General features: G+C 58.2%; 29 protein-coding genes. 7 read left to right on the top strand and 22 right to left on the bottom strand.

Features of this window, described 5'->3' with window-relative positions; all coding sequences use genetic code 11:
• Positions 1–2: 2 nt before the first annotated feature.
• A complete protein-coding gene (locus tag BMW66_RS01245) occupies positions 3–413 on the top strand; it encodes a hypothetical protein (RefSeq protein ID WP_139196101.1) in 411 nt (136 codons plus the stop codon).
• 12 nt (positions 414–425) lie between these two features.
• Here BMW66_RS01245 and BMW66_RS01240 read toward each other — a convergent pair whose 3' ends face one another.
• From BMW66_RS01240 to BMW66_RS01200, 9 genes are read right to left on the bottom strand one after another with little or no spacing between them, the layout of a single operon-like run.
• Positions 426–932 (bottom strand): flagellar basal body-associated FliL family protein, encoded by a 507-nt coding sequence (locus BMW66_RS01240; protein WP_093114812.1) that lies wholly within the window; start codon positions 930–932, stop codon positions 426–428.
• A gap of 11 nt (positions 933–943) precedes the next feature.
• On the bottom strand, positions 944–1,666 hold the full coding sequence (gene flgH, locus BMW66_RS01235; RefSeq protein ID WP_093114811.1) for a flagellar basal body L-ring protein FlgH: 723 nt from the start codon (positions 1,664–1,666) through the stop codon (positions 944–946).
• A gap of 11 nt (positions 1,667–1,677) precedes the next feature.
• On the bottom strand, positions 1,678–2,097 hold the full coding sequence (gene flgA, locus BMW66_RS01230) for a flagellar basal body P-ring formation chaperone FlgA (RefSeq protein ID WP_093114810.1): 420 nt from the start codon (positions 2,095–2,097) through the stop codon (positions 1,678–1,680).
• Positions 2,097–2,882: a flagellar basal-body rod protein FlgG gene (gene flgG, locus BMW66_RS01225; RefSeq protein WP_093114809.1), complete on the bottom strand. Its 786-nt coding sequence runs from the start codon at positions 2,880–2,882 to the stop codon at positions 2,097–2,099. The genes flgA and flgG overlap by 1 nt, the downstream gene beginning before the upstream one ends.
• A gap of 16 nt (positions 2,883–2,898) precedes the next feature.
• Complete coding sequence (locus tag BMW66_RS01220) at positions 2,899–3,612, bottom strand: flagellar hook-basal body complex protein (RefSeq protein ID WP_093114808.1); 714 nt, start codon at positions 3,610–3,612, stop codon at positions 2,899–2,901.
• 1 nt (position 3,613) lies between these two features.
• Positions 3,614–3,883, bottom strand: coding sequence for a flagellar biosynthetic protein FliQ (locus tag BMW66_RS01215; RefSeq protein ID WP_093114807.1), 270 nt, complete (start codon positions 3,881–3,883; stop codon positions 3,614–3,616).
• Entirely contained in the window at positions 3,883–4,173 is a 291-nt protein-coding gene (gene fliE / locus BMW66_RS01210) for a flagellar hook-basal body complex protein FliE (RefSeq protein ID WP_093114806.1), read from the bottom strand. The genes BMW66_RS01215 and fliE overlap by 1 nt, the downstream gene beginning before the upstream one ends.
• Before the next feature lie 12 nt (positions 4,174–4,185).
• Positions 4,186–4,572 carry a flagellar basal body rod protein FlgC gene (gene flgC / locus BMW66_RS01205; RefSeq protein WP_093114805.1) on the bottom strand — a complete coding sequence of 129 codons (387 nt, stop codon included), beginning with the start codon at positions 4,570–4,572 and terminating at the stop codon, positions 4,186–4,188.
• Between the two features lie 15 nt (positions 4,573–4,587).
• Positions 4,588–4,977 (bottom strand): FlgB family protein, encoded by a 390-nt coding sequence (locus tag BMW66_RS01200; protein ID WP_093114804.1) that lies wholly within the window; start codon positions 4,975–4,977, stop codon positions 4,588–4,590.
• Between the two features lie 85 nt (positions 4,978–5,062).
• On the opposite strand from BMW66_RS01200, the gene BMW66_RS01195 reads away from it, so the two are divergent.
• Positions 5,063–6,511 (top strand): FliI/YscN family ATPase, encoded by a 1,449-nt coding sequence (locus BMW66_RS01195; RefSeq protein ID WP_093114803.1) that lies wholly within the window; start codon positions 5,063–5,065, stop codon positions 6,509–6,511.
• Here the strand turns inward: BMW66_RS01195 and BMW66_RS01190 are convergent.
• The 7 genes from BMW66_RS01190 to BMW66_RS20245 form a co-directional block, all read right to left on the bottom strand.
• Complete coding sequence (locus BMW66_RS01190; protein WP_093114802.1) at positions 6,469–7,257, bottom strand: DUF1217 domain-containing protein; 789 nt, start codon at positions 7,255–7,257, stop codon at positions 6,469–6,471. The genes BMW66_RS01195 and BMW66_RS01190 overlap by 43 nt on opposite strands.
• Positions 7,254–7,658 carry a flagellar biosynthesis repressor FlbT gene (flbT, locus tag BMW66_RS01185; protein ID WP_093114801.1) on the bottom strand — a complete coding sequence of 135 codons (405 nt, stop codon included), beginning with the start codon at positions 7,656–7,658 and terminating at the stop codon, positions 7,254–7,256. Before flbT ends, BMW66_RS01190 begins: the two co-directional genes overlap by 4 nt.
• Positions 7,655–8,032 carry a flagellar biosynthesis regulator FlaF gene (gene flaF / locus BMW66_RS01180; protein WP_093114800.1) on the bottom strand — a complete coding sequence of 126 codons (378 nt, stop codon included), beginning with the start codon at positions 8,030–8,032 and terminating at the stop codon, positions 7,655–7,657. The genes flbT and flaF overlap by 4 nt, the downstream gene beginning before the upstream one ends.
• An 87-nt stretch (positions 8,033–8,119) precedes the next feature.
• On the bottom strand, positions 8,120–9,331 hold the full coding sequence (locus tag BMW66_RS01175) for a flagellin (protein WP_093114799.1): 1,212 nt from the start codon (positions 9,329–9,331) through the stop codon (positions 8,120–8,122).
• Positions 9,332–9,543: 212 nt separating this feature from the next.
• Positions 9,544–9,903 (bottom strand): flagellar export chaperone FlgN, encoded by a 360-nt coding sequence (locus tag BMW66_RS01170; RefSeq protein ID WP_093114798.1) that lies wholly within the window; start codon positions 9,901–9,903, stop codon positions 9,544–9,546.
• Positions 9,893–10,132, bottom strand: coding sequence for a rod-binding protein (locus BMW66_RS01165; protein WP_245729277.1), 240 nt, complete (start codon positions 10,130–10,132; stop codon positions 9,893–9,895). The genes BMW66_RS01170 and BMW66_RS01165 overlap by 11 nt, the downstream gene beginning before the upstream one ends.
• 264 nt (positions 10,133–10,396) lie before the next feature.
• Complete coding sequence (locus BMW66_RS20245; protein WP_175483128.1) at positions 10,397–10,576, bottom strand: hypothetical protein; 180 nt, start codon at positions 10,574–10,576, stop codon at positions 10,397–10,399.
• 684 nt (positions 10,577–11,260) lie between these two features.
• Here BMW66_RS20245 and fliK point away from each other — a divergent pair.
• The 3 genes from fliK to BMW66_RS01150 all read left to right on the top strand — a co-directional run bounded on the left by fliK (position 11,261) and on the right by BMW66_RS01150 (position 13,394).
• Entirely contained in the window at positions 11,261–11,770 is a 510-nt protein-coding gene (fliK, locus tag BMW66_RS20240; RefSeq protein ID WP_175483127.1) for a flagellar hook-length control protein FliK, read from the top strand.
• A gap of 10 nt (positions 11,771–11,780) precedes the next feature.
• Positions 11,781–12,455 carry a flagellar hook capping FlgD N-terminal domain-containing protein gene (locus BMW66_RS01155; protein WP_093114795.1) on the top strand — a complete coding sequence of 225 codons (675 nt, stop codon included), beginning with the start codon at positions 11,781–11,783 and terminating at the stop codon, positions 12,453–12,455.
• A gap of 153 nt (positions 12,456–12,608) precedes the next feature.
• Complete coding sequence (locus BMW66_RS01150; protein ID WP_093114794.1) at positions 12,609–13,394, top strand: aminoglycoside phosphotransferase family protein; 786 nt, start codon at positions 12,609–12,611, stop codon at positions 13,392–13,394.
• Here BMW66_RS01150 and BMW66_RS01145 read toward each other — a convergent pair.
• The 5 genes from BMW66_RS01145 to BMW66_RS01125 form a co-directional block, all read right to left on the bottom strand.
• Entirely contained in the window at positions 13,373–14,605 is a 1,233-nt protein-coding gene (locus BMW66_RS01145; RefSeq protein WP_342741831.1) for an NAD(P)/FAD-dependent oxidoreductase, read from the bottom strand. The genes BMW66_RS01150 and BMW66_RS01145 overlap by 22 nt on opposite strands.
• Positions 14,606–14,694: 89 nt before the next feature.
• Positions 14,695–15,519 carry an ABC transporter permease subunit gene (locus tag BMW66_RS01140; protein ID WP_093114792.1) on the bottom strand — a complete coding sequence of 275 codons (825 nt, stop codon included), beginning with the start codon at positions 15,517–15,519 and terminating at the stop codon, positions 14,695–14,697.
• The gene (locus tag BMW66_RS01135) at positions 15,516–16,406 is read right to left on the bottom strand and encodes an ABC transporter permease subunit (RefSeq protein ID WP_093114791.1); all 891 of its coding nucleotides are present in this window, start codon (positions 16,404–16,406) and stop codon (positions 15,516–15,518) included. Before BMW66_RS01135 ends, BMW66_RS01140 begins: the two co-directional genes overlap by 4 nt.
• 3 nt (positions 16,407–16,409) lie before the next feature.
• A complete protein-coding gene (locus BMW66_RS01130; RefSeq protein WP_093114790.1) occupies positions 16,410–17,534 on the bottom strand; it encodes an ABC transporter ATP-binding protein in 1,125 nt (374 codons plus the stop codon).
• A gap of 71 nt (positions 17,535–17,605) precedes the next feature.
• Positions 17,606–18,685, bottom strand: coding sequence for a polyamine ABC transporter substrate-binding protein (locus BMW66_RS01125; protein ID WP_093114789.1), 1,080 nt, complete (start codon positions 18,683–18,685; stop codon positions 17,606–17,608).
• Between the two features lie 166 nt (positions 18,686–18,851).
• Between BMW66_RS01125 and BMW66_RS01120 the strand changes: the two genes are divergently transcribed.
• Both BMW66_RS01120 and BMW66_RS01115 read left to right on the top strand, forming a co-directional pair.
• Positions 18,852–19,532, top strand: coding sequence for a GntR family transcriptional regulator (locus BMW66_RS01120; RefSeq protein ID WP_093114788.1), 681 nt, complete (start codon positions 18,852–18,854; stop codon positions 19,530–19,532).
• 92 nt (positions 19,533–19,624) lie between these two features.
• Positions 19,625–21,019: an aspartate aminotransferase family protein gene (locus tag BMW66_RS01115; protein ID WP_093114787.1), complete on the top strand. Its 1,395-nt coding sequence runs from the start codon at positions 19,625–19,627 to the stop codon at positions 21,017–21,019.
• Positions 21,020–21,062: 43 nt separating this feature from the next.
• Here the strand turns inward: BMW66_RS01115 and BMW66_RS01110 are convergent, their stop codons facing one another.
• Entirely contained in the window at positions 21,063–22,406 is a 1,344-nt protein-coding gene (locus BMW66_RS01110) for a lytic murein transglycosylase (protein ID WP_093114786.1), read from the bottom strand.
• Between the last annotated feature and the right edge of the window lie 45 nt (positions 22,407–22,451).

Genomic DNA, 22,451 nt, shown 5'->3' with positions numbered 1-22,451 from the left:
GCGTGAGCAGGACGAATCTGGAGCCTCTCGCAGAGGTGATCGACACGCAGTATCGGGTGGAAGAAGCCGGATTCCGCAGGGTTGTTGATGAAGAACGGCGCCTGCGTGCGATGCTTGATGATCTCAACGAAAAGGAGCGGGCCGCGCGGGATGCGCTTCGCACGGACAGTGCCATGAGGAGCTTTGGTGGTGACGCGCTATGGTTTACCTGGATGGCGCGCAACCGGGTGCTGCTCAATGCACGTCTGGCCAATATCCTCGCCCGAAAGGAAGCTTCTCAAGCCCGTCTGAAAAAGGCGAACGGCCGTGTGCTGGCGGCGAAGGATATCCGCGACAGCGCGCGCGAAACTCAAAAGAATGCCCGGACGGCTCAGCAACTATCGGTGCTATTGGAGCAAATGACCTGGCGTTGAAACCCAAACGGTTCAAACGTCCTGACGCGCGAGATCGGTTATCAGAACATTCCCGACAGCATTCCCCAAGATCTTGCGGGCGGTTTCACGTAGAGAGAGACGCAATGGATCAAGTTTATTGGGATTTGTGAAAGCCCCATGAAATCCGCCTAGATTGGCATGGTCGAACATCGCTTGCAGTAGAGCATCGCGCAGCTTTGGCTCGCGCTCAAAGACGAGTTCTCTTTGGCCGGTCTTGACTTCAAGGCTAAGTGTCAAAACGATCAGAGAGGTTACCATCTCGTCCTTGACGACGGGCACGACAAATTGATTGTTCAGTTTGACATACTCGATTCCGACGGAAGTGGGACGGTCCTCTACGTCTACGGGTTCGGCCGCCGCCGTTCCCGGTTGGCTTTGCTCGTCACCGCAGGGATTGGCAAGCGGCACTTCCGCCAGCTTGGGTTTGAGCAGATACCCTGCAACGCCTCCGCCGCCAATCCCGATCAAGGCCAGCAAAAGCGGAAGAAGTTTCTGCATCTCGTTTCCCCTCAGAATGGTAGAACAGAATCGAGGATCTGCTGACCGATCCGCGGTTGCTGCACGTCGGTGATCTGTCCCCGTCCCCCATAGGAGACACGGGCCTGTGCAATCTTGTCATAGGTGATCTCGTTCCGTCGTGATATGTCTTCGGGCCGGACATAGCCCGTCACAAGAAGTTCGCGCATTTCGAAATTGACCCGAACCTCCTGAGATCCCGAGATCGAGAGTATTCCGTTTGGCAAAACATCGACCACCGTTGCAGCGACGCGCAGTGTAAGCTCTTCCTGCCGCCGGACCTCGCCATCCCCGCTGCTGCTGCTATTGGAGTCAATGGAAACCGCGTCGCTCATCGACGCACCTGCCGGCAGTTCACGATTAATGCGCTGAGGCAGACCGAACAATCCCGGCACACCAAGGGCTTCCGATCCATTTCGTCCGCGCGATGTGGAATTGGAAATCTCGGCCTTGTCGTCGATTTCAACGACAACGGTAAGTATGTCACCGCGTTGCATCGCGCGTCTGTCACCCAGAAGTGACTTTTTGTTCCGGCTCCAGAGCGAGGCATCGTCGGAACGTCTTCCCCGTTCCACGGTTTCGGGTAAAGGTCGGGTGAGCATCGCGTGATGCTCATTGCTGTTCATGGTTGGCGTGAAGCTTGGCGGCTTTCCGAGATGATCGGAATTTCCGCAACCAACCAGAACACCGAGAGCCAGAAACCCCAGAGCCCGCATGTTTTTTCCTTTCATTGCGATACTTTCACCCGGCCATCCGGGAGCAGGAAGCCGATCACGGTGGTGCGGGAAGACAGGTTCATGACGCGCACGCTTTCTTCTGCCGCCGCGCGGGTCAGAGAGCGCCCCTCAGTGGAGATCAAGAGACCGTTCCGTTCATAGAGCAGTGTTACAATCTGGTTTCGATCGATCAGGGCGGGCGCACCGATATCTCCCGGTCGGATAGGTCGTCCCGGATAAATGGCAACGCGCGCTTCCTTTCCGATGACCTCTGACGGATCATCAATGCCTCCGGCGATGGAGGCCTCCTGAATCCGGATGTCGTCTGCGGTGATAATGGTCCTGGGACGAATGATCTGTGCCGAGACGACGGTATCTGCATAGGTTGTTGTCGCCAGAAGCATCAGGATGAGGGAAGCCTGTCGTAACATCAGCGCACCTGTGTCGTCGCGCCAAGCATCTGGTCTGCCGCCGATATGATCTTGGCGTTGAGCTCGTAGCCCCTTTGCGCCTCAATCAATTCCGTCACCTCCCGCACGGCATCGACCGAGCTATCTTCCAGATATCCTTGACGGAGAGTACCGAGTCCGTCTTCTCCGGGGTTGGTGACAAAGGGCGCGCCCGACGCTTCGCTTTCCAGAAAGAGATTTCCTCCCGCTGCCTCAAGCCCCTTTGCGTTCGGAAAGCCCGAGAGGGTGAATTGTCCGAGACGCTGACCCTCTACGGCATCCTGGAAGTAGGCGTAGACTTCACCATCGGCATTGATGGAGATGCTGCGAGCGTCTTCAGGAATTGTGATTTCGGGGGCGACAGGGAAGCCATCGGAGGTGACGATCAGCCCGTCCGCACTTCGTTTGAGCGCACCATCTCTGGTATAGGCGGGCTGGCCGGAAGGAAGCGTCACTTCGAGATAGCCGCTGCCGTCGATCGCGAGATCAAGATCTCCGCCGCTCGCAGACAGAGAGCCTTGGGCCAGATGGACAGTGACGGCAGAGGGGCGCACGCCGAGACCCACCTGAACGCCGGTCGGAAGAACGGTGCCATCGGCGGCATTGACCGCACCGGCGCGAGTGACCTGCTGATAATGCAAATCGGCGAACTCGGCACGTCGGGCATTATAGCCCGTGGTCGACATGTTTGCGAGATTGTTGGAAATGGTTTCAACCCGCAACTGCTGAGCACTCATGCCGGTGGCTGCGATCTTCAGGGCGCGCATGGCGGTTTCCTTTCACTTAACGGATGAGTGCCTTGAGGGCGTTTCGGATGCGTTCGTTTTCCGACTCCAGAAAGCTCTGGCCCATTTCATAGGCGCGCTGAACTTCGATCATGCGGGCAATTTGCGAAATCGGATCGACATTTGACCCTTCGACGAAACCCTGGAGAATTCGGCTGCCTTGCGTCAGTTCCACCCCATCCTCGGCATGAAACATCACGCCATCCTCGCGTTTGAGGCCGATCGGGTTCACAGGCTGATAGATTCCGATCTGTGTGAGTGGGCGGCCATTGGAACTTAGTGTGCCGTCACCGGCGATATTGATGTCACGGGAGTCGGGCGGTACGAAAACCGGAGCCCCGCCGATATCCAACAGACGATGACCGTCCATGTTCACAAGATCGCCTTGGGCGTTGGGTGAAAAGCTGCCCGCCCGAGTCAGTCTTTCGCCGTTCGGCGCTTCGATCAGGAAAAACCCGTCGCCCTCGATCGCCAAGTCGAATTGGCCATTGGTGCGTGTGAGCGCGCCATGCTCCTGAGACGTGTTCCGGATGCTGCCGCGAGCCATTGACAGGGAAGACCCGTTCTCGGAAGCGTGAACGTATTCCGAAAAGATCAACCCTTCCTGACGATAACCTGTCGTGGCGGCGTTGGCGATATTGTTCGCGACGATGTTCATTTCACGCATCAGCCCGACCTGTCGGGTCAGTGTCGTGTATCCTGCGTTGTCCAACCTATCCTCCGGTGATCAGTGGGATGAGCCGATTGTGGAAAAAGGCAACCAGCGTTTCTGTCATGAATCCCATGGAAATCCAGAATACGATGACAATTGCCACGAGTTTCGGCACAAAGGTCAGTGTCATTTCCTGAATAGATGTCAGCGCCTGAAATAACCCGACTGTAACCCCGGCGAGCAGGGCGGCGGTCAGGATCGGGATCGAAATGATCACCGCAACCCAAAGCCCCTGACGCAACGTGTCGAAGAAGATTGTCTCTTCCATCATCAGATCGGCATTCTGAGAATTTCCTGATACGCTTCTACGACCTTGTCGCGTACCGTGACCGCGGTTTCCACCGCCAGTTCCGCCTGCGCGAGCGCCTGGACAAGAGTATGAGGGTCAGCTTCATCTGTCATGGACTGCATGGCGACGTCTTCGCTTTCGGCGAGGGTGCTGGCAAAGTCGTGGGCAAGGCCTGCGAAGGCCTCGCCCATCTCTGAAGTCCCGGCAGTGGGTTCGGTCGCCGGGCGAGCCGCCGCATATTTCTGCGCGGCTTGTATGGAACGAATATCCATTCTGGATCTCCCTTATCTGCGAAGCAGGTCCATCAGACTCGACGACATCTGCCGGGTCTGATCGAACATCTTGAGATTGGCTTCGTAGCTGCGCTGCGCTTCGCGCGCGTCAGCGATTTCGATCACCAGATCGACATTGGAGCCGTCATAGTGACCCGTTTGGTCGGCAAGAGGATGGGACGGATCGTAGACCTGCTCCAACTCACCCCGGTCAAGTTTCACCTGACCCGCCCGAACCGCACCTTCGGCGGTTCGGGAATCGATTTCAAATGGAACGATCTTGCGCCGATAGCCGGGTGTATCGGCGTTGGCGATGTTCTCGGATACATGGCGCAGTCGCGCAGCCTGTGCTTTCAGCCCGCTGGCAGCCACTTTCAGGGCAGAAGAAAAATCACTCATGAAACAGGCTCCCGACTATCTGCGACCAAGCGTCGTGCGCAGCACGCCGAGGGAGGATTTGTAGATGGCGATAGCGCGATCGTGTTGACGTTTGGTATCGACCGACTTCATCATTTCCTCTTCAAGAGAGACGCCGTTGCCGTTCGGTGAATCCCCGATGTTTGCAGCTTGGACAACAGCGAGAGGGCGTGGTTGGGTCGTGCCGTGGAGATGCTTTGCACGGGTCGCCTGAAGGCCGGTGGTGTCGCGTCGTTCGTCCACTATTTCTTTGAACGCACTCACATCTTTCGCGGCATAGCTCGGGGTATCGGCATTGGCCATATTGCGGGCGATCACGGATTGTCGTGTTGCCGCATGCCTTGCCATGGCGTGCGATACCTTGAATATCTCTAGTGATTTGAACATCGGGGCTTCTCCCTCGAATTGCTTAAATCAAGGCTTAACCCTGATTCCTTTAGAAAGTGTTTTCAGAAGACAGCAGGAGTGCCGGATGGTGCACACGACATTCAGAGGATTCAGGTCGGAAATGGCCAATTTGCGCCCTGTGCGTGACATCGGTCGTGTAGGCGCCGTGGAAGGGGCGCTTTTGCGTGTAGGGGGTCTCGGGGCTATTGCACGGGTTGGCGATCAGGTGAGTATCGACCGATACAATCGTGCGCCGGTTTGTGGAGAGATTCTCCAACTGCATGGTTCGGAGGTGTCCATTCTTCCGGACTCTCCGCCGGACGGTGTTTCGATAGGTGATCGAGTGGTTCTGTTCGGGGCGTCTGGTATTGCTCCGTCGGACGCGTGGATCGGACGTGTGATCGACCCTTATGGCAGACCACTTGATGGTGCGGCGTTGCTGCCAGGGGCGGATGAAAGGCGTTTGCGGGCGCCGCCGCCCAAACCAGCGGAGCGGCGCTCGCTTGGCGCCCGACTTGAAACGGGGATGGCCGTATTCAACACGTTTTTACCAATTGTGCGCGGCCAACGTCTGGGCCTTTTTGCCGGTGCTGGCGTGGGAAAGTCCAGTCTTCTTGGCCATCTGGCGCGCAACATGCATGTTGACGTTGTCGTGATCGCCCTTGTCGGGGAGCGCGGACGTGAGCTGCGCGAGTTCGTCGAGCAGTTTCTGGGTAAAGAGGGTATGAAGCGCTCTGTCGTGGTGGCGGCAACTTCGGATCAGTCGCCCTTCGTTCGACGCCGTTGTGCCTGGGCCGCTATGTGCGTGGCCGAGCATTTCAGGGATCAGGGCAAGCACGTCTTGTTTCTTGTCGATTCAATTACCCGATTTGCCGAGGCACATCGGGAAGTCGCCGTTGCGGGCGGCGAACTGCCTTCACTTCGCGGATATCCGCCTTCGACGGCGCATATGATCATGGCGCTATGCGAGCGTGCAGGGCCTGGATCGGCGGGTATGGGGGATATCACTGCGCTGTTCAGTGTTCTGGTCGCCGGTTCGGACATGGACGAGCCGGTCGCTGACATTCTGCGGGGTGTGCTCGATGGTCATGTCGTCATGGATCGCAAGATCGCAGAACGGGGGCGATATCCTGCAATCGACCTGCTGAGATCATTGTCCCGAAGTCTTCCTGACGCCGCAAATGATGGCGAGAATGCCAGCATTCGGGCCGCTCGGCAAATGTTGGGCACCTATCACCAGTCCGAAACAATGATACGCGCAGGACTCTATTCGGAAGGAAGTGATCCGACACTCGATCAGGCGCTCAGGGCATGGCCAGAACTTGATGCATTTATTGCCGAGCAGGAGAGCGTCTCAATACGGAACAGTTTTGCCCGGCTCGACCTTATCCTGCGGCGGGCCGGAATCGCACAGACGTTGCAATCCCGCGGGAGTACTCAGCGCGTCGTGAGGTCCGGGCAGAACAACCTGCTTGCCCCGGACGCCGGCGATCAGGATCTGAGCAACGTCAGTGCTACGCTCCCGGCAGAATAGGTTGTCACCTCCGCTATCTGGGACATCAGCATAAATCTTTGGATCAGGTCTTCGCGCTTCTCGGGGTCGGCGAACTGGCTGATTTCACCGTTTCCCGTCATGCGTTGGGTTTTACTTCGCAAGGTCTCGAGTTGCTGATCAAGGTCGATCTGACCGAAAGACGCGGGTAGTCCGAGAGCGGTTTCGAATACAGATCGCAGAGGCGGCGCGCCCATGATGGTGAACCACTTGGCATTGTCGCTGACTGAACTATTTGCCAAATCCTCAAGCTCGCGCGCCGCGTTCAGGGCAAGTCTCATCGGTTCTTCCTGCTCTCCAACAGCGACTTCGAACGCTCGGTCCCGATACTTGCCAACTATTTCTGCGCCGAATGTGGACAGCTGAGTGCGGGGTGTATCGAAATCCCCGAAGCCGAATGCCTTTACAAATGCGACATAGCGCTTGTCAGCCATGCGATTGGCCAGAGAGTCCTGTTTGAGTGTGCCTTCCTCAAGCAACTTCCGTACAAAAAATCGATTGTCGATATCATCCTGCAACCCGAAGGCACCGAGTGCGACCCGGAGCAGACGACGGTCATCGACCAGATCTTCTGCTGTCTTGATTCCGCCTATTTTCTCTTTGAAGTGGTCCGTGTCCCGGCTGATCGCAGGCGTGTTTTCGAACGCCGCCTTCTGCTCAGCCATTGTGCGTTGCAGAAAAGCCCAGCCGACCAGACCGCCGCCAGGCAAGATCGGCTGGAAGCTCATTGCAGGTTGACTCCGAGCAAACGATCTTCTCGCGGTAGCAATGCGCGCAGTGATTTCAGGCACTGGTAGAATTTGTCATTCAGAACGGCTTCGGTGGCGGTGGTCAGATGCCTGCGGCTGTCATGATCCGTCAGGATCTGACTAAGTTCCTCAATTCGGCGCAGCAGTAGAAGTTTTGTGTCCTTTGGATCGGCATCGCCAGAGAGGACAAGCTGCGTCGCATAGCAGACTCTGCGCACCGGGCTGTTCGCGTCCGCAGGATGAATGGCATCACGCAGGCGCAATATGTGCGCATCTGGCGTCATGATGGAGAGCCGGCTCCGCCGATCACCGTTTTCTATGACAGCTCCGTTCACAAGGACACGTTCCTTGGGGCTAAGTTTGAGAACCAGTCCGCTCATTTGGAAGAGATCCCATTGCGTAGGCCACGCAGGATGGCAGTGTTGACTTCAAGAAGCGGCCTTACCGAAGCGTTTTCGCGAAGAACTTTGCCACTGTGAATATGGGTAAATTCTGCGAGGTAGAATATTCTTGCCCTTAGCGACTTCGGAAGCGGATTGTCGATATCGGCCACGTCCGTGGCCAGAATCGTCCAGAGCTGGCGGTTGTCATGGACTGCTTCAGCGAGTTCGGGAAAGCCGGGTCTACCTTTCTTGGCGGTGGCTTTGATGCGATGCGTGATGCGTGCAATTAGTTCATATTCGGTGCCACGTGGTGTTCGAATAGGCGTGGCAGCCTGCGCATATGCGCCATGCGCGAGAGTGTGCGGAGTCACTTGATATCCTTCCTTTTGTCTGAATCGTCACCTGAACGAGTCAGTTCCGGGGGCGCGGTGGACGACCGCGCCCCCGTCAATTCTCGTTTAGCGGAACAGGGACAGGAGGGATTGTGGTGCCTGGTTTGCAATCGAGAGTGACTGAACTGCAAGCTGCTGTTGCACCTGAAGGGCCTGAAGGCGGGCAGAAGATTCCTCCATGTCCGCATCGACCATCGCGCCGATCCCTGATTTGAGAGAATCTGTCAGGTTCGAGATGAAGTCGGCCTGCGTTGAGATCCGGCCTTCGACCGAACCGAAGGCGGCCGAGGCGTCGATCGAGGTATTGATCAGGGTCTCGATCGTACCGAGCGCAGTCGTTGCGCCGCCGCCGGTCGACACGTCGATGCTTGCCATGGCACCCAGCCCACCGGACCCGGCGTTTGTAAACTGACCGCCGATCTGGATCGATCCGGTGCCGTCATTGGTGATCGTCAGTTCGCCCGGGCTGCCGCTGTCATAGTCGACCGTGACGTTCGCGGAGGAGGCTTCGATGGCAGATTTCAGACCCACGGCGATGATGTCTGCCGTGGTTGTCGAGGCGACATCATCAGCGGTGACGGTATAGGATATTTCTTCCGCACCCAGGTTGAGTGTGATCTTGTCACCGGCTGCGTAGGTCGGATCGGCAATGACAATGTCGCCGGCGTCGTCAGTTCCGCCATTTGCGTCGAGAGAGAAGCCGAAGGCGTCCGCACCATCCGCCGCGACGCCATCGGTGCCGGTGAATGCCGCCTTGGCAACATAGCCACCACTGGACAGATCCTGACCATTGACGGTGATTGAGCTGGCCGTCACATTCCCAGTAGAATCCCTGTCCAGCGATGCAAGGACATCGGCGCTCGCCACTCCACCGTTTACCAAATTGAGGCCATTGAACTGCGCAGCAGCGACCACAGATTCGACCTGACCCTTCAGAGCCGTCACATCGGCGTTGATCTTGCCGCGATCCACGTTGTCTTCCTGGGCCGCGACGATCTTCCCCTTCATCTGCGTCAGAAGGTCTGTGATGGTCTCGGACGCCTGCCGTGCCACTGCCACCGTGGATTGCCCCAGCGAGAGGCTGTCAGAGATGGCCTTGAAGCCCGAGACATCGGATTCCATGACTTTCGATATGGCCCAAACGGCAGAGTTGTCCTTGGACGAGGCCACGGTTTTGCCGGTTGAGATTTCCCCTTGTGTCTTGGCAAGATTGCCGTTGACCGACTTCAGCGTTTGCAGCGCGACCATTGCACTATTGTTTGTCAGAATGCTCGACATGGCATTTCCCCTACTTTGCGACGATGCTTTTGCATCGTGGTTCACATCCCGCCCCCAAAGGACGGCTCAGAATGTCTTTCTGACCATTGCAGTGGAAGAATGCCTCCGCCCTGCGCCACCCTCTCGGATGCGGGATAACCATGTGGGTTCAAGTGCTAATGGAGTGCTAAGCCACACACGTCCAGTATGGAGCATTTGACACAAATGCGGTCTCAGGCCCGCTTCTCGACATGGCGTTGGCTGTTGTTGGGAACAGAGGTCCGGCGCCCGGCACTGTCGTAGGTTTCCAGAGAGCTATGCACACGGCGCAGATTCCCAAGCCTGTCCGCAACTGTCCGAATTCCGTGCAACGCACCGTCAACCAGCGCCTGATTGTGCGCGACTTTCGACTGAAGCGCGTCGAGTTCCCCTCGCGCCGCGTGGTCGAGAGACTGCAAGCGATCGAAAAGCGCCTCCTTCTCTTTGAGAAGCGAAGGAATTGCTTCAAGGTTACCATCCTTGAGCGCGGTGCATTCCCGGTCAAGTATGGCATCCAGCGCGTCAAAGATTTTCCGTGGGTGTTCAGTCGGCATTCATCTTCTCCTTCAGTGCATGGTAAAACGATTCTGCAAGTCCAATTCCGCCGGCGCGCACCATCTCCTTGGCTTGGGCCTGCCGAAGAAAGGATGAAAATTGTTCTTCGCCCGCGCCGCCTCCGAAGCTTTCCCGTACTTTGCCAAGGCCGGCGGACTTCAGCATCTCCGCCAGAAAACTCGCTTCGAGGTCCTGGGCGACCCGATGCAAGGCGGCATCACTTTGCATGTGCGGGATACTCCTTGGCAAAGCATTGTCCGATGGTGAGATTGTGGGCATGTCATTGTCTCCAAATTGAACGGGTTTTTCCGAAACTGACTCATTAGCGGTAAAGAACTGGTAACCACATATCGCCCATAGTTTTCGCGACCTGGAAGAACTCCCGGAGGTATTATGTCCTTGCACCCAACTCTTCCCGCCGTTGCGAGCTTGAGGGAGTCTCATGTCCGCATTCCAGGCAATAGCGTCCAAAGGGAAGGTGAAAGCTTTCAACTAGCTTTTGATGATGCGGGGAATTCCCTCGAGACAGATGATGAGATCGGTGAGCCGGATATAACGTCCGACGACGAAGCGGCTGAACTTCCCGCTGACATTGAAGTACCGGGTGATCCAGCTGAACCAGAGGAGGATCAGCCGCGCTCTGCTCACCTTCCAATGATCGAGATCGGTCACGGTGACAGGTTTGCCTTCACCGAAAGTCCAAAACGCATGGAGCGGGCTTTGAGAGAAATGGATGTTGAAACCGCTCAATCGCCAACGCGTCACTCAGGGGGAGCACAGCCCTCCCAAGGCGCTATGGAGTTGCGGCAGATCCAAGTTGGTCCCTTGACCGGGACTGCCGCCACCGACACGGTCAAAGCCCCTGCGCACAGTGTGTCGGCCCACGATCAACCCCACCACCTGACACGACCAGCGGTGCCAACTTCGACCGAACAGTCTATGGAGAAAAGTGGTCCCGAGAGCGTGGCCAAACAAGTAGAGCGCGGGGCCGTTCAATCCTTGGCGGCAAGTCACTCCTCACTCGTCAGGGCAAGGATTCCGCGAGTGCCGGAGGCCGGACGCACCGTGGGGGACGGCACGGAGTCGGGAGAGCGTGGGCGGGGGGTGTCGCACATGTCGCAAGGTGATCCTGTCCGGAGCCAGATCTCGTTTGTCGGGTCGTACGCCACTGAGGCAGAGTCCCCATCTCGCCGCCGCAATACCGCTTCCGCAGAAATTCGATATGGGGATAAATCCGATTACCCGGAAGCGCGGTCGCATGATCTTGTAGGGAGGGCTATGGCGAACAGGTGGCGTGCGACGTCTCCGGTGCCTCCTGTCTTTGCGGAGTCGGTGTCCGAGGCCGCATCTGAGCAGATGAAGCTGCGCCAGGTTGAGATCGCTGCCCCCGAACTCATCGATCCAAAATCCGGGCAGGGTGGTGATATGCGCGCTACTCAGCATGGGACATCGCCGATGCCGCCGATTGCTGACCGCGCCGAGGCGACATCTGTGATTCGACAAGTTATGGCTCATTCTCCGAGAGTCTCCGACGGTCGGATCGAGATCACCCTAAGCCCTGAAGAACTTGGACGGGTCAGGATGGCCATTTCGGGTATCGACGGCGCCATGACCGTCACCATTCAGGCAGACCGATCCGAAACTCTTGACCTCATGCGGCGCCATCAGGATCAACTGATGCAAGAGTTCCTGGATGCAGGATACGGCGATGTCAGTTTTGATTTTGGCCAAAGCGCAGACAGGCAGCGCGAACACCGACAGGCCGAAATGGCACGAAACAATTCGCCGGGTGCCAACCCGGCAAGTGACATCGCCTCACTTGGCCAACAGCCCACCAACTCAACCGGACTCGACCTGAGACTGTAGGAGAAACACAGTGACCGTATCCTCGACAGCGGCGACCGCCGCGCAGCCCGGGGCCTCTGCGGCGCCGACGACCAGCGACAAGGGCGCGTCGGCCCTGACCTCGGACTTTGAAACCTTTCTGAAAATGCTCACTGCGCAGGCTCAAAATCAGGATCCGCTCAACCCGCTCGATTCTTCGGAATACGCGGCCCAACTCGCTCAGTTTTCCTCTGTCGAGCAGCAGGTGCTCACCAATGATCTGCTCAACAACATGGTGGTTCAATTGGGTGCCATGGGTATGGCGCAGCTTTCAAACTGGATCGGGATGGAAGCGCGGGTTGCGGCGCCGGGCTACTTCGATGGCGATGCGATCGAGGTGTTGCCCGCGCCGAATGCAGGCGCTGATTCGGCTGATCTGGTAGTCTACAATGGGGAAGGTACCGAGGTTGATCGGGTGAACATTCCCATATCCGGAGAGTCCTATTCCTGGGATGGCATGGGGCAGGATGGAGTTCCCTTGCCTCATGGTCATTATCATTTCGAGGTGGAGAGTTTCGTCAATGAAGAGTCTGTTGGTGCCAGCTATGCCGACGTTTACTCCAGGATCGTGGAAGCAACGGGGGAAAATGGCGACACCGTGCTGGTGCTCGAAGGTGGCGCACGGATATCAGCCAATCAAGTTGCAGCGTTGCGCGAGGCGACCTAATATCTTGCTGTGTCGTTCGATCTCGACTAGCGTCTGGCAGGATTTCAAGATCGGAGTGGCGCACTGACACCACGCACCTGCACAGCCCCCTCCGAAGTCGTGAGTGCCGTTGAATCCGCACGCCCGGAACTGTGCGGTGCCGTGTGGCGGCAGATGCTAGGCGGACGGACGAACCGGGCATGGCAGATCACGGGCAGGGAGGGGCAGGCGGTTGCCGTGAAGCTCTATTCCCGGAAAAGCCGAAATCCGATGTTTCCCAATGATCCGATGGCAGAAGCGGCGCTCTTGCGGCATCTCTCGGGTACCGGGCTCGTGCCGAGACTTCTGGTAGATATCCCAACCCCATTGGGGATCTGCCTTGTCTACACAATGATCCCTGGAACTCTCTGGCGGTCCGATGTTGACGTGGTGGCGGCAACGGTGCGGCGTTTGCACCGTTTGCGCGCACCATCAGGGTTGCGCAAGGCTCCGGATGGCAGTGCGGAAATTGCATATCATACCGAGTTGATTCTCGATCTGTGTTCATCCGGGCAGGATCTTCAGGAGGCGCGCCCACGGATGGCTGTCCCGCCTTGCGGTCAGAAGGCGTTGCTGCATGGGGATATTGTGCCGGGGAACCTGATCGCGAACGAAAGCGGTCTTTATCTTATCGACTGGCAATGTCCCGCTATTGGCGATCCATGTGAAGATATTGGCGTTTTTCTCTCACCCGCCATGCAGCATCTCTATCGCGGGCATGTGTTGAGTCCCGCGGAAGAGGCGCAGTTTTTGGACGCTTATGCGGATACGGAACTGTCCACGCGTTACCAAAAACTCGCGCCATGGTATCACTGGCGTATGGCGGCCTATTGCCTCTGGCAGGTTGAGAATGGCCGCGAGGAGTATGGCGCCGGTCTGAAGCTGGAGTGGGACGCGCTTCAGCGGTCTTTGAGTGCGTAGTATCCGTATGCAGGCCAAAGGGCCAGACGTCTGAACGCACCGCCCGGGAATCGACCTGCAGGGTGATCGAGTAGGGCGGAAACTGGATGTTCGCCTCGACCCAATAGCCGGTCAGCAATCGCCGCCCCCGCATAGCTGCCCATCGCGACACCGTTGCCGTGATAGGCGAAGGCCGCGAAGACGCCGGGCTGGCCGGGAATTTCGCCCGCAAAGGGGGTCATATTGCGCGCCATGCAGGCAAAGCCGGACCAGAACCAGGGGGTTTCCACGTGCGACCACGCAGGAAACATCGTCTCAAAATCGCGACGAACACTCTTTTCCATATGATTCTGGACGCCTTTGGTCGTGCGCAGTCCGCCGCGCATCCCGAAGAGGAAACGCCGGTCCGGCATCAGGCGGAAATAGTGAAGCAGGTTGCGGCTGTCATAGGCAATCTGCGCGCTGGTCCAGCCCTGCGCCTCAAGCTCCGCATCCGTAAGTGGGCGCGTCACGATCACATTTGATTGCACCGGCATATAGCGCCCGGCCATCCAGGGCGGGAGAGTCTCAGCCGAATACCCGTTGGTGGCAACAATGACACGCTTTGCTCGCACCGCTCCAGCGGGTGTCGCAAGTTCGTGGTCTCCGTTCGTTGCGCGCATGGTTTGAACCGGGCTATTTCCGAACCCCGCGACCCCGGCGGCGGAGGCGGCTTGGGCAAGCCCCAGCACGTATTTGCGCGGATTGAGGCCGAAGCCCACGGGTAGCGTCACGCCGCCGTGAAACGGTCCAGCCATGCCGTGCTTCACCAGATCGCTTGCGGCGATCACTTCGGCCCGCACGCCGAGGACAGAGGCGGTTCGCTCCGCGTCGGACACAAGCCTGTCGAAGTCACGCGGCCTGTGCGCAAGCATGGTTTCTCCGTGCGAATGGGTGTCCGCCTCGATCTTCAGCCGGGTCAGTTGTGAGGCCACGAAATCGACAGCGCGTTGTTCTGTCCGATACCAGTCGCGCGCTCCGTCTTCGCCGACCCGCCGCACGAGTGTGTCATGTGAAATGCGAGCGCCGCCAAGACAGCAGAATCCACCATTGCGCCCAGACGCGCCCCAGCCCGGTTGCTCGGCTTCAAGCACTGCCACCGAAAGCCCCGCCTCCGCGAGATGCAGGGCAGCGGTCAGCCCGGTGAAGCCGGCGCCGATCACGGCAACGTCGGCGTCAAGGTCTCCGCTCAAGCGAGGCCAGGTCAGATCAGGGGGCGTCCGGGTCCAGAAGCAACGCTCGATCGGACCCGGACCATAGGCGTAAGTGTCGGCAATCCGCTTCACGCCATCCCCGCGCGATCCGCAGCCTGTTCATCGCGGCGCTGCTGCACCGCCGCGCGCTTTGATATCAAAGATGCCGTCACGACTCCGACCGTGACCACGGCGATCATGAGGGTCGAAAGCGCGTTGATTTCGGGGCTCACGCCCAGGCGAACGGAACTCCAGATTTTCATAGGCAATGTTGTCGCCGATGGACCGGATGTGAAGGATGCGATCACCAGGTCATCGAGTGAAAGCGTAAAGGCAAGAAGCCAGCCTGAGATAACCGCGGGTGCGATGATCGGCAGGGTGACGAGGCGAAACGCCTGCAAAGGCGAGCACCCCAGATCAAGCGCGGCTTCTTCCAGAGACGTGTCGAAGCTTATGAGGCGCGATGAGACAACGACCGAGACATAGCACATGGAGAAGGTCGTGTGTGCCAGAATGATCGTGAACACCCCTCTGTCGAGCCCGAGCCCGATAAAGAGCAGAAGAAGTGACAGGCCAGTGATGACCTCTGGCATGACAAGCGGTGCATAGATCATGCCGGAGAATAGGGTTCGCCCGTGGAAGCGCCCCATTCGCACCATGACGATCGCCGCCATCGTTCCCAGAACCGTCGCCAAGGTTGAGGATATTCCGGCGACCTTGATCGTGACCCAGGCGGCATCCAGAAACGCATCGTTCTGTATCAACTCGCCATACCAACGGGTTGAGAATCCAGCCCACACGGTCACGAGCTTGGAATCGTTGAAGCTGTAGATCACCAGAATGATCATGGGCAGATAGAGAAAGGCAAATCCCAGCGTCAGAGAGGTTGTATTGAACCAGGTGAACCGCCTCATGTGTCCGTTTCCCTCTGCTTCTGCTGATTCCGTTGAAACAGGATGATCGGCACAATCAGGATCAGCAAAAGGATCACCGCCACCGCCGAAGCCACCGGCCAGTCGCGATTGGAGAAGAACTCTTCCCACAGTACTTTGCCGATCATCAATGTGCGCGATCCGCCGAGCAGTGATGGAATCACGAATTCCCCTATGGTCGGGATGAATACGAGAAAGCAGCCCGCGATGATTCCCTGTTTCGAAAGCGGTACAGTGACAAGCCAGAAGGCAGTAAGGCGCGAACAGCCAAGATCTTCAGCGGCTTCGAGAAGGCTCTCGTCGAGCTTCTCCAGCGCGGCATATATTGGCAGTATCATGAAAGGAAGATACGTGTAGACGATGCCGATATAGACTGCCACCGGGGTGTTTAGAATGGTCAACGGGTTCTCGATCAGACCTGCCCAGATCAGAAGCTGATTGAGATACCCCTCTGTCGAGAGGATCCCCATCCAAGAATAGACCCGGATCAGAAAGCTGGTCCAGAACGGCAAGATCACCAGCATGAGCAGCGTCGCGCGCCATTCCTGAGGGGCGCGGGCCATTCCGTAGGCGATAGGGTAGCCAACGAGCAACGTCAGTAGGGTGGCAACAGCCGCAATCTGCAGGCTTGAGAGATAGGCTTTCCAGTAGAGATTGTCGGTGGCGAGAAAGCGGAAGTTCTCAAAATCGAGCCCTGCGAAAAACCTCCTGATCCCGGCCCACCCTTCGGACAGATCAAGTGTCGGCGTATAGGGGGGAATCGCCAGAGCGATATCTGAAAGAGAGATCTTCAGGACAATGATGAAAGGCACCAGGAACAGGGCCAGGAGCCACAGATAGGGAACGGCGATAAGGGCAAAGCGGCGCATGACTCAACGCTCCAGCAGGATGCCGGCGGTATCCGTCCAGCTTAGCCAGACCTGATCCCCCCAGGTGAAGCTGCGTCGTGAAATGCGACGATTGTTGGCCTTCTGCGCCTTGATGACTTGCCCGCCCGCAAGCTCCACATGATAGGTCGAAATGTTACCGAGATAGGCAATGTCGAGCACTTTCCCCTCAACCGTGTTTGTAGCGCCTTCGGGTTTCTGCGCCGAGATGGAGATCTTTTCGGGACGGATTGCGTAATGGCAGGTCTGGCCCTTTTCGAAAGGACTGGCGGGCGTTCCGATGAACTTTGGCTGTCCTTCGGCCCAGTTGAGATGTACCTTGTCACCCTGCGGATCGGCGCGACCAACAATGATGTTCACGTCCCCGATGAAGTCAGCGACATAGACGGAATTCGGGGTCTCATAGATGGCATCCGGTGTGGCAACCTGCACGATCCTTCCATCTTCCATGACCGCGACGCGGCTGGCCACCGTCATTGCTTCTTCCTGGTCGTGGGTGACAATCACGAAGGTGGTGCCGGTGCGTTCCTGAATATCCATCAACTCGAACTGCGTATCCTGCCGCAGCTTCTTGTCGAGAGCGCCCAGCGGCTCATCCAGAAGCAGAAGCGTCGGCGCCTTGGCGAGAGAGCGTGCAAGTGCGACGCGCTGACGTTGACCGCCGGATATCTGGTGTGGCTTGCGACGGGCAAATTTTTCCAGTCGGGTCAGGCGGAGCATTTCCTCGACACGGTTTGCGATCTCGGCCTTTGGCATCCGACCTCGACGCAAACCGAAAGCGATATTGTCCCAGATACTCAGATGCGGAAAAAGCGCGTAGCTCTGGAACATCATGTTCACCGACCGCTTGTTGGGCGGAACTCTGGCGATATCCTTGCCGGCCAGTTCAATTTGGCCTTCGGTCGGGGTTTCGAAACCGCCAAGCATGCGCATGAGAGTTGTCTTGCCGCAACCGGAGGGGCCTAGAAGCGCAAAGAATTCACGCTCGTATATGTCGATTGTGAGGTCGTCGATGGCCGTGAACTCGCCGAATCGCTTGGTCACGTTGCGAAATCTGATCAAGGGTTTGGCGTTCGGATCGTCCCAGGGGGCAAAGATGGTTTCCGCCATGTCGGGGTTTCCTTGGTATGCGCATGAAAAGGCCCGCGCAGGGAGGTCTGCGCGGGCCGGATCGTTTTCTATCAGGTGCCGGACTTGATCTTGGTCCAGAGGCGAGTCACGACCCGCTGCACCTTGGCGGGGTAGGGCGTGGTGGTGAACAGGTTGTCGAGCGTTTCCTCGTCAGGATAGATCGCCGGATCGCCAATGACGTCCTCCACCAGATAATCCTGCGACGCCTTGTTGCCGTTGGCGTAGTAGACGTAGTTCGAAGCAGCCGCCATATTCTCGGCATCCATTATGAAATTCAGGAACTTGTGCGCGCCGTCCGGGTTGGGGGCGTCGACCGGAATCGCCATCTGGTCGAACCACATCTGTGCCCCCTCCTTGGGTGCGTGATACGCGATGTCGACACCGTTATCGGCCTCGATCGCACGGTCGCGGGCTTGCAGGATGTCACCCGACCAACCGACGGCCACGCAAATATCGCCATTGGCCAGCGAGTTGATGTATTCCGAGCTGTGGAATTTCTGAATGTGGGGGCGGATTGCTCCGTATACCTCTTCAGCCTGGGCAATCACGTCGGGATCGTGGCTGTCAGGGTTCTCTCCGATATAGTTCAGCGCGGCGGGGATCATCTCGGCCGGGGCGTCGAGGAAGTGGACACCGCAATCGCCGAGTTTCTCCATGTTGGCCGGATCGAACACCAGAGCCCAGCTATTGATTGGCGCATCCTCGCCAAGTGCTTCCCTGACCTTGTCAAGATTGACCCCAATGCCCGTCGTGCCCCACATGTAGTTTATGGAATACTCGTTGCCAGGATCATATTGTGACGTGCGTTTCTCCACCACGTCCCACATGTTCTCGAGGTTGGGCAACTTGGATTTGTCGAGCTTCTGGAAGGCACCAGCCGTGATCTGGCGTTGCAGGAAGGTTCCCGAGGGCACCACAACGTCATAGCCGGAACCACCGGCGAGCATTTTGGTTTCCAGAACCTCGTTGCTGTCAAACACGTCGTAGATCAGGTCGATGCCGGTTTCGTCCTCGAACTTCGTTAGAAGCTCCTCATCGATATAGTCGGACCAGTTGTAAACGCGCACTTCTTCGGCGCCGGCCATCGCCGCGCTCAGCGCAATAGCGGATGTGAAAATCGCAAGTCTCATATCATTCTCCCGTTGACCAACCGGATCTTCGCCCGATCATTTCATTGCATGAATAATTTGATCAATTTTCGACCCTCATGGCAATATGGTAAAATGGAGCGATCCGAAATAGAGTGTCGTTTCGTAGACAAGCACCTGTTTTTGCTCAAATGAAAGGCATCGCACAATGCCGGAATCGCGACCTTCCAACGCCGAGACTCGTCGTGCACCCGCACATCAGCAGGTTTATGAACGTCTCCGCGATCTTGTGCTTTTCGGTGATCTGGCACCGGGCCAGCCGGTCACGATCCAGGGACTGGTTGCGCGGCTTGGCGCAGGCATGACACCGGTACGCGAGGCGATCCGGCGCTTGACGTCGGAAGGCGCGCTGGAGTTTCAGGGCAACCGCCGTGTTTGTGTTCCGGTTCTGACGTCCGCGCATCTGGAGGAGCTGATGTTCGCGCGGCAGGCGATCGAACCAAAGCTGACGCGCAAGGCATTGGAGCGGGCCACCGAGGACGATGTTCAACAGCTTGAAAAGATAGATAAAAAACTTGATGAAGCAATTCACAAAGGGGATGTTGGCGCTTATCTCAAGCACAATTTCGAGTTCCACAATCGACTTTATGCCATTGCGGACTCACCGATCCTGACCCAGCTTTCGCATGGGCTGTGGCTCCGGTTCGGGCCGTCGCTGCGGGTGGTTTGCGGTCGGATGGGCACGCAGAGCCTGCCGGATCAGCACAAGGAAACGCTTGACGCGATGCGAAAAGGCGACGCCGATCGCGCGGCAGAGGCGATCCGCAAGGACGTGGTTCAAGGGATGGTTCAGGTCCGCGAGGCGCTTGATCTGGCGGGCAATCCCTGACTCGGTGATTGACAGTCCAAAATTTGATCATATCCTGAAAATGGGAAGGCGCATCCCTGTCGCGCCTTGAGTTTCTTCAAATGAGGACAGTCATGGACGCGATCACGAATCACATGCCGACAGCCGAGTTGCAGGCGCTGGATGCCGCACATCACATGCACCCGTTCACCGCGCAGAAAGACTTAGCGGAAAAAGGTGCACGAATCATTACCCGTGCGAATGGGGTCTGGCTGACCGATTCCGAGGGCAACGAAATGCTGGACGGGATGGCCGGGCTCTGGTGCGTGAATATCGGCTATGGACGGTCCGAACTGGCCGACGCCGCGGCACGGCAGATGCGTGAACTTCCCTATTACAATACTTTCTTCCAAACCAGCCATGTGCCCGCCATCGCGCTTTCCGCGAAGCTGGCGGAGCTGGCGCCGGGCGATCTCAACCACGTTTTCTTCGCCGGGTCCGGATCGGAGGCGAATGACACCAATATACGCATGGTGCGTCACTACTGGGCGATGAAGGGCAAGCCGGAAAAGAGCATCATCATCAGCAGGAAAAACGCCTATCACGGGTCTACCATGGGCGCGGCGAGCCTTGGCGGCATGGTGCCGATGCACGAACAGGGCGGATTGCCGATTCCCGACATCCACCACATTCCGCAACCGAACTGGTGGGCCGAAGGCGGCGACATCAGCCCCGAGGATTTCGGCTTTGCCCGTGCGAAGGAGCTTGAGAAAGCGATCCACGAACTCGGAGAGGAGCGCGTGGCCGCCTTTATCGCGGAGCCGGTGCAGGGCGCGGGCGGTGTGATCGTGCCGCCGGAGACATACTGGCCTGAAATTCAACGCATTTGCGACCAATACAGCATCCTTCTGATCGCCGACGAGGTAATCTGCGGTTTCGGGCGCACGGGCAACTGGTTCGGCAGTCAGACCATGAACATTCGCCCGCATATCATGACCATCGCCAAGGGCCTGAGTTCCGGGTACGCGCCGATTGGTGGGTCCATCGTCTGTGACGAGGTGGCGAATGTGATCGGGCAGGGCGAATTCAACCACGGCTACACCTATTCGGGGCATCCGGTTGCCGCATCCGTTGCGCTGGAGAACCTGCGTATCCTCGAAGAGGAGAACGTGATCGGCCATGTGCGCGACGTGGCGGGCCCGCATTTGAAAGAGAAATGGGAGGCGCTGGCCGATCACCCGCTGGTGGGTGAGGCAAAGATTTGCGGGATGATGGCGTCGATCGCACTGACGCCCGACAAGGCGACGCGGGCAGCCTTTGCCGCCGATGCCGGAACGGTGGGGTTCATCTGCCGCGAACGCTGCTTCGCCAACAACGTGGTGATGCGCCATGTGGGCGATCGAATGATCATTTCTCCGCCCCTGGTGATCAGCACCGACGAGATCGACCAACTTGTGGAACGGGCTCGCAGATCGCTTGACGAGTGCCTTGAAGAAGTGACCCAAAAGGGCCTTCTGAAGTCTGCCTGAGCCAGAGATACAAGGCCCCGGACGACGTGCCAGGGCCTTGTTTTCAACGCAGTTTTTTCAGAAGAGCAAGGGAGGCGTAGCCGTCTGGCGCCATCCCGACAGAGCGTTGATACCGGCGCACCGCGTCGATGGTCAGGGGGCCGATCTTGCCGTCGATCTTCCGGGTATCGAAGCCCGCGCGCGTCAGACGACGCTGCAACTCCTGGCGTTCGGAAAAGGTCAGGGCACGGTCGCCGCGCGGCCATTTACCCTTGAGCTTGTTGCCGCCCGCGATCCGGTCGCTGAGATGACCAACCCCGATGACATAGGCATCGGCGGAATTATAGCGCTCTATCGCGTTGAAATTCTTGAAGATCAGGAACGCCGCGCCGTTCGCGCCAGCCGGCAGGAGAAGGGCTGCGCTGCCGTAGTCGCGCACCGGGCGGCCATCCATTCCGGTGACACCGAGGCGGGCCCAGTCGCTTGGCATCTTGAGGGTTTTGCGGTTGGCGAGCGAATAGTCGAAGTCGCGCGGAACCTGCACCTCGACCCCCCATGGCATCCCCTTGCGCCAGCCAGAGCGCGCCAGATAGGCGGCGGTGGAGGCGAGCGCGTCGGTGGGGTCTTCTGACCAGATGTCGCGTTTGCCGTCTCCGGTAAAATCGACAGCATAGGCAAGGTAGGACGTGGGAATGAACTGCGTATGCCCCATGGCGCCGGCCCAGCTTCCGGTCATACCATCCGGCGTAACGTCCCCGTTTTGAAGGATTTTCAGCGCCGCGATGAGCTGTTGCTCGAAGAAGGCGCCGCGACGTCCGTCATGGGCGAGCGTGGCGAGCGCCTCGATGATGGGGGTATCGCCGCGGTAGGTGCCATAGGCGCTTTCAAGCCCCCAGACAGCGACCACCACCTCCTTCTCGACGCCGTATTTCCGCTCAATCGCGTCGAGCTTGCGGCGGTGTTTGCGCAGGGCGTCACGACCGTTTGCGACGCGGGTTTCGGAGGCGGCGCTGTCGAGGTAATCCCAGATCGTTTTGGTAAACTCCGACTGGTTGCGGTCGCGGCGGATCACGTCGCTGTTGTAGCTCACCCCTTGAAACGCCCGATCAAGCACATCGGAGCGGATTCCGGCGCGCTGCGCTCTGCTGCGGAAGCCGTTGATCCAATTGCGGAATTCCGTGTTTCCGGCGCTCACCTGTCGGGGCTCTGGGGCCTGCCCGGTAAAGACCGCGGGCCGCGTGACGGGGCGCTGGCTACCTGTGGGATCGCCGGTTGCGACGTGGGTGACCACGGCTGCATCCGCCGAGGGGCGGACGACCGGGCGGAGGGATTGTTCCGGTGGGCTGGCGACGGCCGCAGTACCGACCGTCAGGGCCATGAAAACAAGGGCGTGAAAGGGACTGCGCATGGGGTTGCCTCGTGATTTTATCATTGCGCTGAATTTACAGCGAAA

The sequence above is a fragment of the Salinihabitans flavidus genome, assembly GCF_900110425.1.
GTDB lineage: Bacteria > Pseudomonadota > Alphaproteobacteria > Rhodobacterales > Rhodobacteraceae > Salinihabitans > Salinihabitans flavidus.
This window is presented reverse-complemented; position numbering and strand designations above follow the sequence as displayed.

Bases quoted from the DNA above. Each gene is read 5' to 3' on its own strand.
- BMW66_RS01240 (WP_093114812.1), bottom strand. From the start codon at position 932: ATGCAGAAACTTCTTCCGCTTTTGCTGGCCTTGATCGGGATTGGCGGC.
- flgH (WP_093114811.1), bottom strand. From the start codon at position 1,666: ATGCGGGCTCTGGGGTTTCTGGCTCTCGGTGTTCTGGTTGGTTGCGGA.
- flgA (WP_093114810.1), bottom strand. From the start codon at position 2,097: ATGTTACGACAGGCTTCCCTCATCCTGATGCTTCTGGCGACAACAACC.
- flgG (WP_093114809.1), bottom strand. From the start codon at position 2,882: ATGCGCGCCCTGAAGATCGCAGCCACCGGCATGAGTGCTCAGCAGTTG.
- BMW66_RS01215 (WP_093114807.1), bottom strand. From the start codon at position 3,883: ATGATGGAAGAGACAATCTTCTTCGACACGTTGCGTCAGGGGCTTTGG.
- fliE (WP_093114806.1), bottom strand. From the start codon at position 4,173: ATGGATATTCGTTCCATACAAGCCGCGCAGAAATATGCGGCGGCTCGC.
- flgC (WP_093114805.1), bottom strand. From the start codon at position 4,572: ATGAGTGATTTTTCTTCTGCCCTGAAAGTGGCTGCCAGCGGGCTGAAA.
- BMW66_RS01200 (WP_093114804.1), bottom strand. From the start codon at position 4,977: ATGTTCAAATCACTAGAGATATTCAAGGTATCGCACGCCATGGCAAGG.
- BMW66_RS01195 (WP_093114803.1), top strand. From the start codon at position 5,063: ATGGTGCACACGACATTCAGAGGATTCAGGTCGGAAATGGCCAATTTG.
- BMW66_RS01190 (WP_093114802.1), bottom strand. From the start codon at position 7,257: ATGAGCTTCCAGCCGATCTTGCCTGGCGGCGGTCTGGTCGGCTGGGCT.
- flbT (WP_093114801.1), bottom strand. From the start codon at position 7,658: ATGAGCGGACTGGTTCTCAAACTTAGCCCCAAGGAACGTGTCCTTGTG.
- BMW66_RS01175 (WP_093114799.1), bottom strand. From the start codon at position 9,331: ATGTCGAGCATTCTGACAAACAATAGTGCAATGGTCGCGCTGCAAACG.
- BMW66_RS01170 (WP_093114798.1), bottom strand. From the start codon at position 9,903: ATGCCGACTGAACACCCACGGAAAATCTTTGACGCGCTGGATGCCATA.
- BMW66_RS01165 (WP_245729277.1), bottom strand. From the start codon at position 10,132: ATGCAAAGTGATGCCGCCTTGCATCGGGTCGCCCAGGACCTCGAAGCG.
- fliK (WP_175483127.1), top strand. From the start codon at position 11,261: ATGAAGCTGCGCCAGGTTGAGATCGCTGCCCCCGAACTCATCGATCCA.
- BMW66_RS01150 (WP_093114794.1), top strand. From the start codon at position 12,609: ATGCTAGGCGGACGGACGAACCGGGCATGGCAGATCACGGGCAGGGAG.
- BMW66_RS01140 (WP_093114792.1), bottom strand. From the start codon at position 15,519: ATGAGGCGGTTCACCTGGTTCAATACAACCTCTCTGACGCTGGGATTT.
- BMW66_RS01135 (WP_093114791.1), bottom strand. From the start codon at position 16,406: ATGCGCCGCTTTGCCCTTATCGCCGTTCCCTATCTGTGGCTCCTGGCC.
- BMW66_RS01130 (WP_093114790.1), bottom strand. From the start codon at position 17,534: ATGGCGGAAACCATCTTTGCCCCCTGGGACGATCCGAACGCCAAACCC.
- BMW66_RS01125 (WP_093114789.1), bottom strand. From the start codon at position 18,685: ATGAGACTTGCGATTTTCACATCCGCTATTGCGCTGAGCGCGGCGATG.
- BMW66_RS01120 (WP_093114788.1), top strand. From the start codon at position 18,852: ATGCCGGAATCGCGACCTTCCAACGCCGAGACTCGTCGTGCACCCGCA.
- BMW66_RS01115 (WP_093114787.1), top strand. From the start codon at position 19,625: ATGGACGCGATCACGAATCACATGCCGACAGCCGAGTTGCAGGCGCTG.
- BMW66_RS01110 (WP_093114786.1), bottom strand. From the start codon at position 22,406: ATGCGCAGTCCCTTTCACGCCCTTGTTTTCATGGCCCTGACGGTCGGT.